A 13,417-nucleotide genomic window follows, 5' to 3' on the forward strand; every position below is an offset into this window, starting at 1 on the left:
CCACCAAAGAGAACAAACCATATGGCTGCTTTTCTGGCGTCGTTTCTTGCCTGATCTACCGTGCAGCCTTTTCCCGTGGCTAAGATGATGTATTCTGCAGTACTTGAAGACTCAACAAATTGTGCTTCTCTTGAGAGAGGTTCAACGGTGTTTGACATACGGCAGAGCTGTTTCCCTGTTGATGCACATGATGTTGATAGTAGCAAACCAACTAACAGCAAGGTTACTTTTTTCTTCATTGTGACCCCCCAAAATATTCAAATAGTTTGAAGTTCTCTTCTATTTCCTGGAGGAAGCACAAATTCTCTGGTATAGAATAAAAATTCCTCCTGAATTTTTTTCTTGTATTTTTTAATTCTTCCATAGTTATTTTTTGGGACCATCTTTTCATTTTGTTCTCCTACAGGAGGGCGGTTCAGAGTAAAGTTTAGACAGGCTGCCCACTATCCCGAAGTGGTAGGATGCACCTATAAAGAAGTTTATACCACCTTCTGTTTGGGCAGTTCCGGTGTACTGGATGCCCCATATGTCTGTGTATGTTGTGTCGGAAGATACATTGACAGGGTAGCCGATTTCTCCGTTTATTTCAAAGTTTGCGGAAATGTTGTAAACGACACCCACATGGGGTGTTGTTGTTACGGCGCCTATGGTCAGCTTATCGCCGCCTGTTCCGGTAAACTGGAGGTATCTATATGATAGGTCTATTCCGGGGGTAACTGCAAGTCCTGTTGTTCCAAGGTATATTCTTTTATAAATACCGAGGCCACCTTCAATATAACTGTCAGGCGATATTGTTGCACCTAAAGCAGGAATGGTGATGTCATCGCCGCCTGACCCGGCGCCGGCGAACAGTCTGAGCCACCATTCTGAGACTAATTTAGAGTTTCTAATGTAGCCAAGATCTGCATCAATGGTTACTCTCATTGTGCCCCAATTTCCGCCGCCATCTGCCGTGTAACCTGCTACCTCTGTTACAGTAAACGGTGTCATTCCTCCCTGAATTCCGAAAAGAATGCCGCTCCATGGATGCTCTCTCAGTAAATCATACTCTTCTGCCTTTCCTTTTATAATGTCGAATTTTGTCTTGTTCGTTGAATTAATTTCGCAGTTATAGGCCACTTCTCTTGCCTTACCGAATCCTTTATAAACTTTCTTACCGTTCTCAAATTCATATATGTCAAACGGTGCATCTATTCTTATGGCTTCTGCTACACCAATTTTAGCTTTAAATGTTTTATCTTCCACCTCTTCTGCCGGTGTGAATATTGCGAAGTTATCATCTTCTTTCAGTTTCATTCCGGTGTTTATTGCAGCGGCCTTGACTGTAGTAAAGAGTGTTTTGTTAAATAGGTCCCGGTAGAAGGTTTGATTGTATATTGGCGCCTTTAGAGGTTTGCTTTCAATTGTTGCACCTGAGTCTCCCCTGATCTCTTTGTAAAAGGTGAAATTTCCTTTATCGCCGTCGAATTTATATACGAGGAGGATTGGTTTAGCCTGTAAAGAGATCTTTGCGTTGTAGGGTGCTGTAAGTTTTTCAAGGCCTTGAGATATATTAAGAGAAAAGGCTCCTTCTATGGTCGGGATGTATGTTGCAAAGGCGAATCCTGAGTTCATTAGTTTTTCTGCTACTTCTGCAGTTAGGCCGAGTTCTTTAGCTTTTTGCGTTATGAAGGTTGCCTTCTCCTGTTCGGGAAGTTCCCTGTATCTTTGATCTAACGTGATTTCCATCAGTTTTTTCATTATTGGTGCGATATTGCTGTTTAGGTACCTTTCAACTTTTGATATGTATTCGTTTAAACCAATTCCCTGTGGAATGGATGGTTGCGGAAGTTGAACATTTAGCGTGGCTTCGCCCGTTTTTGTCATTAAGATAACCTGATCTGGAAGGATGATAAGCCTATCGAATCGTTGTGTGATTACATATTTATAAAATGTCCTTGTTAGCTCTTCGATTTGAGCATCTGTTATGGGATAGGTATAGACCGTGTTCCCCGTCACGGATCTTATAATGCTTGTTATTACATTGGCGGCTCCCCTTTTAGTGTTGTCTATTACGGGCAGCCTGATAAACGTTTTTTGGAACTCGAGTTCACCAATGCTGACAGCGGTTTTTCTTTCGTATTTTTTCTGTGTTATGTCAGAAGTTAGGGTGCCGGTGTTTTCTACTGCGAATACGTTTCCTGTTAGGGCAAGATAAATAGTGAGTGTAAAGAGCGCTTTTTTCATTTTCCTACTCCTAATCGTTTTGTGTCAATGTTGTTCAGCAGGCTGTTTAAAGCGGCTTTTGTTAATTTTTCCAACTTTGACTTAAGTATGGAGTTCTCCGTTTCTTCGGTTGTGAAGAAAGGTTTTGTTTTTCCTTTTTTACTTGTAATAGGTTGACCGTTAGCATAAAAAGTAGCTATTACTTCTAATTCGTGTTTCGTGTATCCCTTTACCCTGGAAGAGTAGTCTTTGACCGTGATGGTTAACTTGTTTTCAGATTGGTTTTGAACGTTAAATCCACTATCTATCAGTGCTTTTTTTGCTATGTCTGTTACGAAAGGCATGTTTGCTTCTATAGCTACCGGGATGAATCCTTCAACCTTTTTAGGAAGTTCTATGGAGATATTTTTTACTTCCCCTCGGCCTATGTAGATTTTTTTTCTTACAGTTTTGTAACTCTTAGATTTAATAGTTATGAAATACTCTTTTTCCGGTTCAAGAAAGATAATTTCTCCGGGTGAGTATTCCTTTTTCCCTATGACTATTACCGCGCTGGCCGGCATGGTGTTAACGTTAAGTCTGCCAAAATTTAGAAGCCTGTCTATGTATTTTAGTTTTTTCATTGCAAAGTTAATGGTGTTTTTGTCATTTGCCGATTCTGCAAGAGATAGAAGAATAAAAGCTTGATTTTGTAATTTTCGTAATTCATCTTTTGAAAGGTGCAACATGTCCCTTTTTAGTGTAGAGCTTAAGTAGGCAATAGTCTTCTTTAATCCTTCTTCTGTTATTATGGCACACACTTTATAGCCTTCTTTCGTTCTTCCTAAGTCCTGAAATCTGAGTCCTTTAAGGATTGTTCTTGTTCCAATTACAGTTTGTGAGAAGTATTCGCGGGATATTTTGCCTTTGCTGAGACTTTTTTGTGCAATTTCAAGGGCACTGACGTTTGAAAATATGTCCTGTGATAGTCTTTTAACGGCAGTGCTTCTTGCGTCTTTTTGATCTTTTCCGTAGGCGCACTCTTTTAGAACGATTTTTCCCGATTTGTATTGAGGAACTGTTCCGATTTCTTTTTCGAGAGAGACTGGTTTTTCTTTGCTGATGGTTTCTGGTGTGTTTTCGGATGTTGATGGTTTTTCAGGTTGGAATTCGTTTTCAAGTTCTTCAAATGCCTTTTCTGATTTTGATTGTATTGCTTGAATTTCAGCGTCCTGAAGTGTTGTGGTCTGGGAAGCAGGTTGTGAAGAGGCGCAGGAGAACAAAATAACAGGAAAACCCAGTGTTGAAATTAGTATTTTTAGTTTCATTATCTCCTCCCCTAAGGTTTTTTTAATTCGACTATGCCTGCAAAAACGGTTCCAGAAAGTGAAAAGTAGATGCCTATGAGTTCGCCTTTAACAACTTCTGTCGTATTTTCTTTTGTAAATAGAGAGATCCATCTGGTGTTATTTAATCTTACAGTTACCCTTTCAGTATCTATCTCTACGCCTTTTAATTTTGCCATCTGTATTAGGGCGTTTTCTATAGCTTTTTTAATTTGAGCTTTTATGCCAGAGATATTTTCGCCTGCAGAACCGATGTATATGTATCCTTTACTTTTGAGACAGAAAGGATCTATTAGCCAGCAGAGTTTTCCGTCTATGGTGGGATAGGGTTTTTTCTTTATATTCGGTGTAATGACATACACGAAAAGGCATCCTTTTTTGTCGACAAACATTGAACGTACGAGAAAGTTAATCTCAGGATGGTCTGTTGCTTTGAAAGAGAAATCTTTTATTGAAAGTTTATACGTACCAACGGGCGTTCGGATACTTTTCCTGATTTCGGTTCCATTGTCAGAGATGCCGTATATTAGTGCAAGTTTTTCAACAGCGTCTCGGACAGCGTATAGGTATTCATCGAAAAAGTTACTGGATATATTTGAAATTCCAACTGCTCCGGTATAACCTTTTATCTCGTAGTTACAGAGCCATTTGGGTTTGCATTTTTGAAGGCTTGGACTTTTACAATCTTTGTAGTATTTAAAAGGTGGTGTCGGTTTTTTTAGTCCCGCAAAGGCAGCATATATTTCACCTGCTACAAATCTATCGTCTTTGTATTTGTAGGTTAGAAATGTGACTTTTTTGTTTTTTAATTTAACTGGTTTTCTAATTTTGAGTGATTTAATTGTAGCTTCACAGTTAACGTTAAGAGTTGTGCATAAACTTTGCAGAGCTCTTTTTTTAGCAAGTTGAAAAGCCTTTTTCTCTGTTACACATGGGTTTGAAAATCCAACAGAACCAGGGAAATGGGGCCTCCCCGGTTCGAAGAACCGGGGAGGCGTAACTTTAACTACTTTTTTATTGCCGCATCCGTATGATAGCAATGTTAGTCCTATTGTTATCAGGAGAGCCGCTTTTCGCATTAGTATCCTTTAATCTCTTTCTCAAGTTCCTGCTGAGCTTTATAGGCTTTAAATTCCTGGTATAGGATGTCTTCGTCTCTTGGTGACATCTCCATCTTTTGTGCCATCTCTTTAATCATATTCTTGACTACAGCTGGTTGGAGAGCTACTACAGAACATACAACATATCTACCATCATCGGCACGGAACGTTTTTGTGCTTATTGGTCTGCTTCCTCTTAAATATTGTTTTGCAACTTGTTTTGCGACCTCTTCAAAAGTGCTTCCCATGTACCTCTTTTTACCAGCAACAGTTCTGTTCTTGTACCTTTTAACCATTGTCATAACTTTTACTTCAAGGATTCTTGCGAGTTCACTTCTTGCGTCTGCAACAGCCTCTTCTCTTGCTATTTGGGCTTCTTCAAGATCATTGGCAAATACACACTTACACGCAGCTACACCACCTTTTATGTTTGCATACTTGTTGCAGAAATCATCCCAGGGTGTACTTACAACGGCTGTTGTTTTTAGTGCCGGTTTTTTACCACAACCGCCAACCATTACGGCCGCACCTATGAGTGTTGCTGTAAGAAGCTTTTTTACTCTCATTCTTTCCTCCCATGATGTTGTTAGAAATTTTATAGTTTTTATAGAACTTAATTCCATTATAAACTTTTTTTACATAGTTTCTTGTTTCTCTCATCGGTGCTCTTGTGGTTAGAACTCTATAAACTTCTTTTGGTGTCATTGCGTTTATTTTCTTTTCAGCAAGGTATAGCTTGGTTGTTCCTGTAAATGCCCTTGCGACACCACCAGGGCCTCCGTTGTAGGCGGCAATTGTGCAGAGTAATCTGCTTTCGGGGTTTTTGATGTCGGAGAAGTATTTATAATACAAGAGATAAAGTAACCCGTTCCTATGTTTATGTTATTTTTCTTATTGAAGAGGTATGATGGTGTTAAAATCATTGGCTTACCAAATAGATTTTTCGTTACGTCTCTTCCGGCAGTTTGTGGAACAATCTGCATGAGTCCGTACGCTGGAATATATGAAACAGCCATGGGATTAAAACTGCTTTTGATGTGTATTATTGCGAGAGCCAGCGGGTATTCCACGTTGTATTTTTGAGATATAGAAACAACAAGAAGCTTGTATTCCCTGGCCTTAAGGTATAGCTTATTCTTCGGAAACTTAAATGTGAGTGTGTATTTTGTTCCGCCTTTGTCTTTTAATTTAATTATCTTTGCCGTTTTTAGTATTTTTTCGGCTTCTTTTTCAGCCTCTTTTTTGGTTATTTCTGTTTTTCCTGTCAGGATGTCGCCTATTATGGATTCACTGTTTGGTGGGCGGCTTATTACTGTAGCTCCAGCGGCTATCAGTTTCAGCCTCTTGTCGGTGTTTGTAATTACCGGATTTCTTTTAAACGCATCTTTTGTTTTTTCGATTATTAATTCTGTTAGATTGTTTAGGAGCTCTTTTTGTAATTTTGTGGCCGAAGTACTTCTATTTTCACCGTTGTGTTATTAAAGTCAACAATTTTACGGGCTTTATAGTTGTTGCTATATTTTACAAATACTTTTTGTGATAGCACTATAGGGTTTTTCCACTTTTTCTCAATATTTTTCTTGTAATTTTCGAATTCTTCTTCCATTATCTTTTTGTAAGCTTCAAGTTCTTCATCAACTTTTTTTGTATTTGTAAAATTCCGAGTTGTAACTTTTAAACTCATTGTATGTGTTTTGATAATATGTATTGAAATTTTCCGCTTTTATATTTTGAGAGATAAATAATCCCCCGATAACGATAGAAATTAGAATACCCCTTTCCAACTTTTCCTTCCGCAAGATTTCTATATAACCCTACTATTTAGGGATTCTTTACAGAAGGTGTGTTTATAAAATTTGCCTCTTGTCTTCGCCGGATTTTTATCCTCTGACTCTAATCTTTCCGGTTCCCTTTTCCGTTATTTTGCCTATTTCGTAGCAACTTAAGTTTTTCAACTTGCATTTTTCTTCAAAGATGCCTTTTTTATTTTCTGGAACAGATATGAGCAGTCCACCGGATGTTTGGGGATCAAACAGTAAAAGCTGTAGCTCTTCTTTGATATTACTATTAAATGTTACATTGTTTCCAACGTAATCTATGTTTTCGTAGGTTGCTGCCGGGAACAGTCCCATTTCAGCAAATTCTATTGATTGAGGAAGAAAATCAAAAGCGTTTATATTTATGATTGCGTTTACTTTTGAGTATTTCACCATTTCGTATAGATGACCTAAAAGTCCAAATCCTGTTATGTCTGTACAGGCGTTGACACCTATCTCTTTCATAACTTCTGCGGTGTCTTTGTTGAGTGTTATCATGACTTTAGATGCTTCTTCTATAGTTGTTTCGTCAGCCATGTCAGCTTTTATAGCCGTTGTTATAACTCCTATTCCTAAGGGTTTTGTGTAGTAAAGAATATCACCGGGCTTTGCCGTAGAATTTCTAACAATTTTTTCAGGATGAACTATGCCTGTTGCGGCAAGTCCGTATTTTGTTTCAAGATCGTCAACGGTGTGACCGCCGATGAGAGAAACGCCAGCCTCTTTTAGTTTATCAGCGCCACCCTGAAGGATTTTAGGCAAGTAAGATTCAGGGACGTTGCATGAGGCGAACATCACCAGATTTATTGCGGTAATAGGCGTGCCTCCCATGGCGTATATATCTGATAGGGCATTTGCAACGGCTATCTGACCGTATATGTACGGGTCATCAACGACAGGTGTTATGAAGTCAGCAGTTTGAATCAACGCAGTGGTCTCGTTTAACAAATAGACACCTGCATCCTCTGCTGTTTCAAGTCCTATCAGTACGTTTTTATCCCTATATAAGCTGAGATTTTTTAGAACCTTTTCAAGCCCGACCGGGCTTAGCTTTGCACCTCAGCCAGAAGCTCTTACTGTTGTTGTCAGCTTAAACTTGTCTGCCATTTTTGCTCCGCCAGTCAGTTTTTATTTGCCATTGTATATTTTACTCCCTGTGGTAAGGTGTTCCTTTTATGATCTGGAATCCCCGGTATATCTGCTCAAGCAGGACAATTCTTGCGATGTCGTGCTGGAGAGTTAGTTTTGATAGGGATAGCAACATATTAGAGTCTTTTTTGACATTTTCTGAGAGGCCGTCGGCACCTCCGATTACAAAAGAGATGTGCCGATGTTTTTGTAACAGTTTTGCAAACTCTTTTGAGGTTAGCTCCTTTCCCCTTTCGTCAAGGGCGATGATAAAACCTTTTGTTTTTGAAAGCAACAGTTCCCCTTCGTCTTCTTTTGTTCTATGTTTCTTGACTTTCACAATTTCGATGTCTGTCAGTTTTTTTAGTCTATTGATATAGTATTCTTGAGCTTCTTTTAAATGGGGTGCTATCTTTCCAACGGCAATAACTTTTATCATTTTAAAAGCTCTACCGGTTCTATGCGTGGTGCGTCTATCCAGAGGTTTTCAAGTCCATATAGTTCTCTTGTTTCCGGGCGGAATATGTGGATTATTATGTCGCCATAGTCTATGAGTATCCAGTTACCAAGATCGTAACCTTCTACACTTATGGGAAGAGTTTCTTTTTCTTTTAATCTTTTTGTTATTTCATCTGCGATGGTTCTTCCGTGTATGTCAGAAGATGATGAGACGATGAGAAAGAAATCGGCAAGGGCGCTTAATTCTCTAAGGTCAAATATTACAGGCTCTTCAGCTTTTTTGTCAGAAGCTGCTTGAAGAGCTGTTTTAAGTTTTTCAATTGTATCCAAGTTCACCTCCAGAAAGTTTTTAATTTCCTTTTATTATAACAGGTTGTATTGGTGAGAAAATGCCGCCTTTTAAGGCGGCATACTGCATTTACTTTTTCTTTTTGATGTATTCGTTGAAAGTTTTAACGGCACACAAATTACCGCACATACTGCATGTTTCTTCATCTTTCTTTGGAGCCCTTCTGTTTCTGTATTCTCTTGCCTTTTCGGGGTCAAGTGCAAGTTCAAACTGTCTTTCCCAGTCAAGGGCATCTCTGGCTTTTGCCATTTCTATATCCCATTCCATTGCACCAGGTACGCCTTTAACAATATCTGCGGCATGTCCTGCAATTTTTGATGCTATAAGCCCTTCTTTAACATCATTAACATCAGGTAGTGCTAAGTGTTCAGCCGGCGTTACATAACAAAGGAAGTCAGCTCCTGCTTTTGCGGCTATTGCACCTCCGATTGCTGCCGTTATGTGGTCGTATCCCGGTGCTATGTCTGTTACGATAGGGCCCAATACGTAGAACGGTGCACCATGGCATAGCCTTTTTTGAAGTATGATGTTTGTCTCTATCTGGTTGAGCGGCACGTGTCCCGGTCCTTCTACCATCACCTGTACGTCTGCTTCTCTTGCTCTATCAACTAATTCACCTAAAGTTATCAGTTCTTCTATTTGACACCTGTCTGTTGCGTCTGCGAGACACCCTGGCCGCATGCCGTCGCCCAAGGAAAGTGTTACATCGTACTTTTTGGCTATTTCAAGGAGCCGGTCGTAGTGTTCAAACAGTGGATTTTCTTTTTCGTTGTAAACCATCCATTCGGCAATAAGTGCACCGCCCCTTGAAACGATGTTCATCAGTCTACCTTCTTTTTTGAGCCGCTCTAATGAAGATAGTGTCACGCCGCAGTGAACGGTAATAAAGTCAACGCCGTCTTTGCAGTGTCTCTCTATAACGTTAAAGAGTTCGTCAACGGTCATTTTCCCCATAAAGCCATGCTTTTCTATTGCTTCAACAACCGCCTGGTATATGGGGACGGTTCCAACCATTACGGGTGAGTGCTCTACAATAATTTTTCTTGTCTTTTCTATCCGGGTTCCTGTTGAGAGGTCCATTACGGCGTCGGTGCCATACTTTATTGAAACTTCTAATTTCTTCAGCTCAAGTTCTATATCTTCAACGTCGGCGGAGGTTCCTAAGTTAACGTTGACTTTTGTTTTTAGCCCTTTTCCTATACCTTTCGGCGTAAAGTTATCCCTGCTTCTGTGATAGATGTTTGCAGGAATAACAATGGTTCCATCAATTAAACCGTTGACTATATATTCAGTGTCTCTTTTTTCTTCTTCTGCGACCTTTTTTACTTCTGCGGGAATTTCTCCCCTTTTGACAAGTTCAACAAGGGTAGCCATTACGCCTCCAGTTAAGATTTAAGCTTTTGAGCTATTTCCATTGCTATCTTTTTCCCGGACATGAGCATGCCTCCAAAAACAGGTCCCATTCTGTGGGAACCGCAGGTGGCATTTGCTGCCATACCGCTGACGTAGATGCCGGGATAGACTTCTCTGCTGTTTTTAACGGTGTCTTCTTCACCTACAGAAGCCCAGAGCGGTTTTTCACCAACTACACATCCTGTTTCTGTGTCAAGTTTTATGCCGGCCTTTTTCTGGAGTGTTGAAACTATTGTTGCGTCGTGTCCTGTGGCGTCTATGACGTAATTTGATGTAACAACTAATGGATCAACCATCAGCCCTGTTATGTCAACGGTGCTCCAGTTTATAACGAGGCCGCAAACTTTATATTGACCGTTTACTTTTTTGAGCACAACATCTTCAGCTGTTACACCATTGAATATTTTTGCTCCAGCTTTAACTGCTTTTGATGCTATTGTTGTTACTGCTTCAACGGCGTCTGCAGTGTAGTATCCTTCTTCGTATTTTCTGTATGAAACGCTGAATTCGTCAAGTATTTCTCTTCCCATTTCCTGGACAACTATTTCGTTGAAGAACATAGCGCCAGCCCACATTCCGCCGCCGATGGAGAGTTTCCTTTCAAAAAGAGACACTCTGAGTCCTTCTTTTGCAAGGTAGTATGCGGCCACAAGGCCTGAAGGTCCGCCGCCTACAATTGCAACGTCAACTTCAAGGTTCGAGAGAAGTTTCTCAGTGAATCTCTCGATGATTGCTTTTGAGATTTTTATCTCGCTGAGGTTCTCCATGCTGTTCCTCCCGGTATTAAATTTGCCTTAAAATAAAAAAGCCGCTAACTTTTAGAAGTTAGCGGCTAAAATCCTAACGCAGAGTAGGAATTTTAGCCGCTCCCTACGCCGGCATTACCCGGATCAGGTTCAAAGGGTTGTCCGGTTTCCCGGACTCTCAGGGACTAAGTCCCACCCCTGCGGCTTCAATTCTTAAATTTATCAAAGTTTTTTAACTTTTCAATCTCACGTACAGGAAGGAATTTCTATAAGTCCTAAATTTCCATCCTTTCTTTTATAAAGAACGGCCGCTTTTTTTGTAGAAGCATCGCAGAATACAACAAATTCTCTGTTAGAGCTGAGAAGTTTAACAGCAGCGTCTTCAACGGTTATCGGCTTGTAAAGTTCTGGTTCTACTTCAATAATCCTTATGGGTTTTTCTACAGTCTCTTCTTCTATGAGAGAAAACTCTTTTACGCCTTCTTTGTTGTTTCTCCTTGATCTTTGTACTTTCTCTTTTAATCTTCTAAGTTGCTTTTCGGCGGCATCAACGACTTCATCTATAGATGTATAGAGGTCGTCCGTTTCTTTCTTAATTCTGATTGTATGATCGAAAATGTTGTATATTACTATTTCAACGGAAGCTCTGTATTTTTCCTTTGAAACGATTACATCGGCGAATACTTCTTCTTTTCCACCTCCAAGATATTTTTCGAGACGGCTGAATTTTTCCTCAATAATGGACTTTAGAGCGTCTGTGAGTTCCAGGTCTTTTCCGATGAGGTTTAGCTTGAGAGTCGCCATCATACCCCGTCCTCCTTTTTCTTTGGTCTTATATTTTAAAGTAACGCCAAAACCAAAAATTGAGAAGAGAGGTATTGTGAAAAAAGTTTTTCTCCTGTTTTCCGGTGGTCTTGATAGCATCATTGCCGCAAGATTGCTGAAACTTAGAGGATTTGATGTTGAGGCTGTTCACTTCAAAACGCCCTTTTTTGGAAAGGAAGAGAGTGAATTAAAAGGGCTTGCCGATAGAATAGGTGTTGAACTTAAGGTTTTTGACATTACAGATGAGTTTTTGCCCATTTTGAAGAATCCGCCTCACGGCTACGGAAAGAACGCCAATCCCTGTATTGATTGTAAGGCTTTAATGCTCAGGAAATTAAAAGAGGCTGCCGGCGGTGGAATAATTGCAACAGGCGAAGTTGTAGGTCAGCGTCCAATGTCACAAAGAGCTCAGGCTCTGCGGCTTATAGAAAAAATAGCGGGTCTTGAAGAACGAATTCTGAGGCCTCTTTCTGGAAAGCTTTTACCACCTACAGTTTATGAAAAAGAGGGATTTATAAAGAGAGATTGGCTTTTAGATATTCAAGGACGTTCAAGGAAAAGGTATCCCGAGATTGTAAGGTTTCTCGGGATAGATGCTGATTTACCTACACCTGCAGGTGGATGTCTTTTAACTCAACCTGCTTTTGCAAAAAAGGTAAAAGATTTGATTAAACACGACCAGTTGACGAAAAGAGATATTGCCCTTTTAAAAATAGGCAGACATTTTAGACTTTCGGATGGTAAGCTTGTTGTTGGAAGAAACAGAGAGGAAAATCTTTTTCTTAAAAATTTTGTGAAAGGTGGGGATATTCTGTTTTACTCGGTTGACATTCCAGGTCCTGCTGCTATTTTAAGACACTCTTTTTCACCTGAAGATGTTGAACTTGCTTCAAGAATAGTAGCAGGATATTCCGACGGTAAAAACAGAGATGCTGTTCTTGTTGCGGTTGAAAGGGATGGAAAAAGGGAAGAAATTAAAATAAAGCCCCTGCTAAATTTTGATTCTTACAGGGTGACTTGATACGGGGAGGTGAGGATGCCGCTTTTTGAAAAGGTTTTATACTCTACGGACTTTTCTCCTCTTGCAGAGTATGCATTTCATTATGTTAAGAGGCTCAAAAGTGCAGGAATGAGAGAAGTTGTAATCGTTCACGTCGTTAACGAGCTTTCCGTTGAGCTTCCCGAAGGATTGGACGTTATGCAGGAAAGGGAAGCCATGGATGTTCTTTCCAGGGCAGATAGGGAGTATCTTTTAAATGTTATTGAGAGAGCCGAAGCTTTAGAAAAGGAACTTAAAAATAAGGGAATTTCTGTTAAACTAAAAATAGTAGCGGCTTCTAATACTGCGGGACAGATAGTGAAGGTGGCAGAAGAGGAGAATGTGAACGTGATTGTTATTGGTGCTCATGGTAAAGGACTTTTAACACAGCTTATTCTTGGTAGCGTTTCTCATGATGTAGTTAGAAAAGCGAAGTGTCCTGTACTGCTTGTTAAAAAGAGGGATTAATTGATAAATCTTTTTATCAGGCGAGGGGGAGGTAAAGATGTCAGTATTCGGGAAAGTTCTTTATGCAACCGATTTTTCGCCACTTGCAGAGTATGCCTTAAAATTTGTGAAGAAACTTAAAAGTGCCGGAACAGAAGAGGTAGTGATAGTTCATGTTGTTGATTCGAGAACGACGGCACTTCCTGACGGTGCGGATCTGATAGAGAGAAAGACAGAACTTGCGCTTGAACTTCCTGAAAGTGAAGCAAAGCACCTTTACGAATTGATAGAAAGAACGAGAGCCATAGAGAGAGATCTGAAGAAAGAGGGATTTAAGACAAGACTTTGTTTGAAAGCTGCACCGGATGTTTCAAAAACTGTTCTTGAAATTGCAGAGAAAGAGAAAGTGGATGTTATTATTCTTGGTGCTCACGGTAAGAGTCTTTTAGCTCAGCTTATTTTAGGAAGTGTTTCACTTGAAATAGTTAGAAAAGCAAAGTGTCCTGTTCTTCTTGTAAAAAAGAGAGATTAAGTTAGCTTTTCCTCTTCCTGAAAATTTGAGAT

17 protein-coding genes and 1 riboswitch are annotated in these 13,417 nt (G+C 39.9%); of the genes, 3 read left to right on the forward strand and 14 right to left on the reverse strand.

Annotated elements, in window-relative coordinates; translation table 11 throughout:
* From MV676_RS05180 to raiA, 14 genes are all read right to left on the reverse strand, one after another.
* Positions 1 to 239, reverse strand: a 239-nt coding sequence (locus MV676_RS05180; protein WP_297445682.1) for a hypothetical protein, incomplete at its 3' end; no start/stop codon positions are given.
* Positions 236 to 391 carry a hypothetical protein gene (locus tag MV676_RS05185; RefSeq protein WP_297445683.1) on the reverse strand — a complete coding sequence of 52 codons (156 nt, stop codon included), beginning with the start codon at positions 389 to 391 and terminating at the stop codon, positions 236 to 238. The genes MV676_RS05180 and MV676_RS05185, both read right to left, overlap by 4 nt.
* Positions 388 to 2,226 (reverse strand): hypothetical protein, encoded by a 1,839-nt coding sequence (locus tag MV676_RS05190; protein ID WP_297445684.1) that lies wholly within the window; start codon positions 2,224 to 2,226, stop codon positions 388 to 390. Before MV676_RS05190 ends, MV676_RS05185 begins: the two co-directional genes overlap by 4 nt.
* Positions 2,223 to 3,512 carry a PEGA domain-containing protein gene (locus MV676_RS05195; RefSeq protein ID WP_297445685.1) on the reverse strand — a complete coding sequence of 430 codons (1,290 nt, stop codon included), beginning with the start codon at positions 3,510 to 3,512 and terminating at the stop codon, positions 2,223 to 2,225. Before MV676_RS05195 ends, MV676_RS05190 begins: the two co-directional genes overlap by 4 nt.
* An 11-nt stretch (positions 3,513 to 3,523) precedes the next feature.
* Positions 3,524 to 4,609, reverse strand: a complete 1,086-nt coding sequence (locus MV676_RS05200; RefSeq protein WP_297445686.1) for a hypothetical protein — start codon at positions 4,607 to 4,609, stop codon at positions 3,524 to 3,526.
* Positions 4,609 to 5,196 (reverse strand): LPP20 family lipoprotein, encoded by a 588-nt coding sequence (locus MV676_RS05205; RefSeq protein WP_297445687.1) that lies wholly within the window; start codon positions 5,194 to 5,196, stop codon positions 4,609 to 4,611. Before MV676_RS05205 ends, MV676_RS05200 begins: the two co-directional genes overlap by 1 nt.
* On the reverse strand, positions 5,129 to 5,482 hold the full coding sequence (locus MV676_RS05210) for a hypothetical protein (RefSeq protein ID WP_297445688.1): 354 nt from the start codon (positions 5,480 to 5,482) through the stop codon (positions 5,129 to 5,131). Before MV676_RS05210 ends, MV676_RS05205 begins: the two co-directional genes overlap by 68 nt.
* 568 nt (positions 5,483 to 6,050) lie before the next feature.
* A complete protein-coding gene (locus MV676_RS05215) occupies positions 6,051 to 6,314 on the reverse strand; it encodes a murein transglycosylase domain-containing protein (RefSeq protein WP_297445689.1) in 264 nt (87 codons plus the stop codon).
* Positions 6,315 to 6,510: 196 nt separating this feature from the next.
* Positions 6,511 to 7,554, reverse strand: coding sequence for a selenide, water dikinase SelD (gene selD, locus MV676_RS05220; RefSeq protein ID WP_297445690.1), 1,044 nt, complete (start codon positions 7,552 to 7,554; stop codon positions 6,511 to 6,513).
* A 40-nt stretch (positions 7,555 to 7,594) separates the two neighbouring features.
* A complete protein-coding gene (locus MV676_RS05225; RefSeq protein ID WP_297445691.1) occupies positions 7,595 to 8,014 on the reverse strand; it encodes a 23S rRNA (pseudouridine(1915)-N(3))-methyltransferase RlmH in 420 nt (139 codons plus the stop codon).
* Positions 8,011 to 8,364, reverse strand: coding sequence for a ribosome silencing factor (gene rsfS / locus MV676_RS05230; protein ID WP_297445692.1), 354 nt, complete (start codon positions 8,362 to 8,364; stop codon positions 8,011 to 8,013). Before rsfS ends, MV676_RS05225 begins: the two co-directional genes overlap by 4 nt.
* Positions 8,365 to 8,452: 88 nt before the next feature.
* Positions 8,453 to 9,757, reverse strand: a complete 1,305-nt coding sequence (gene thiC / locus MV676_RS05235) for a phosphomethylpyrimidine synthase ThiC (RefSeq protein ID WP_297445693.1) — start codon at positions 9,755 to 9,757, stop codon at positions 8,453 to 8,455.
* A gap of 11 nt (positions 9,758 to 9,768) precedes the next feature.
* Positions 9,769 to 10,563, reverse strand: a complete 795-nt coding sequence (locus MV676_RS05240) for a sulfide-dependent adenosine diphosphate thiazole synthase (RefSeq protein WP_022847433.1) — start codon at positions 10,561 to 10,563, stop codon at positions 9,769 to 9,771.
* An 83-nt stretch (positions 10,564 to 10,646) separates the two neighbouring features.
* Positions 10,647 to 10,752: riboswitch (TPP riboswitch) on the reverse strand.
* 36 nt (positions 10,753 to 10,788) lie between these two features.
* Positions 10,789 to 11,349 (reverse strand): ribosome-associated translation inhibitor RaiA, encoded by a 561-nt coding sequence (gene raiA / locus MV676_RS05245; RefSeq protein WP_297445694.1) that lies wholly within the window; start codon positions 11,347 to 11,349, stop codon positions 10,789 to 10,791.
* 73 nt (positions 11,350 to 11,422) lie between these two features.
* On the opposite strand from raiA, the gene MV676_RS05250 reads away from it, so the two are divergent.
* The 3 genes from MV676_RS05250 to MV676_RS05260 are packed head-to-tail and all read left to right on the forward strand — an operon-like array spanning position 11,423 to position 13,385.
* Positions 11,423 to 12,388 (forward strand): DUF814 domain-containing protein, encoded by a 966-nt coding sequence (locus tag MV676_RS05250; RefSeq protein WP_297445695.1) that lies wholly within the window; start codon positions 11,423 to 11,425, stop codon positions 12,386 to 12,388.
* 15 nt (positions 12,389 to 12,403) lie between these two features.
* Positions 12,404 to 12,874, forward strand: coding sequence for a universal stress protein (locus MV676_RS05255; protein WP_022847430.1), 471 nt, complete (start codon positions 12,404 to 12,406; stop codon positions 12,872 to 12,874).
* A 37-nt stretch (positions 12,875 to 12,911) separates the two neighbouring features.
* A complete protein-coding gene (locus MV676_RS05260) occupies positions 12,912 to 13,385 on the forward strand; it encodes a universal stress protein (RefSeq protein ID WP_297445696.1) in 474 nt (157 codons plus the stop codon).
* Positions 13,386 to 13,417: the final 32 nt, after the last annotated feature.

Source organism: Desulfurobacterium sp. (assembly GCF_027028515.1).
In the GTDB taxonomy this organism is placed as follows: Bacteria; Aquificota; Aquificia; order Desulfurobacteriales; family Desulfurobacteriaceae; genus Desulfurobacterium_A.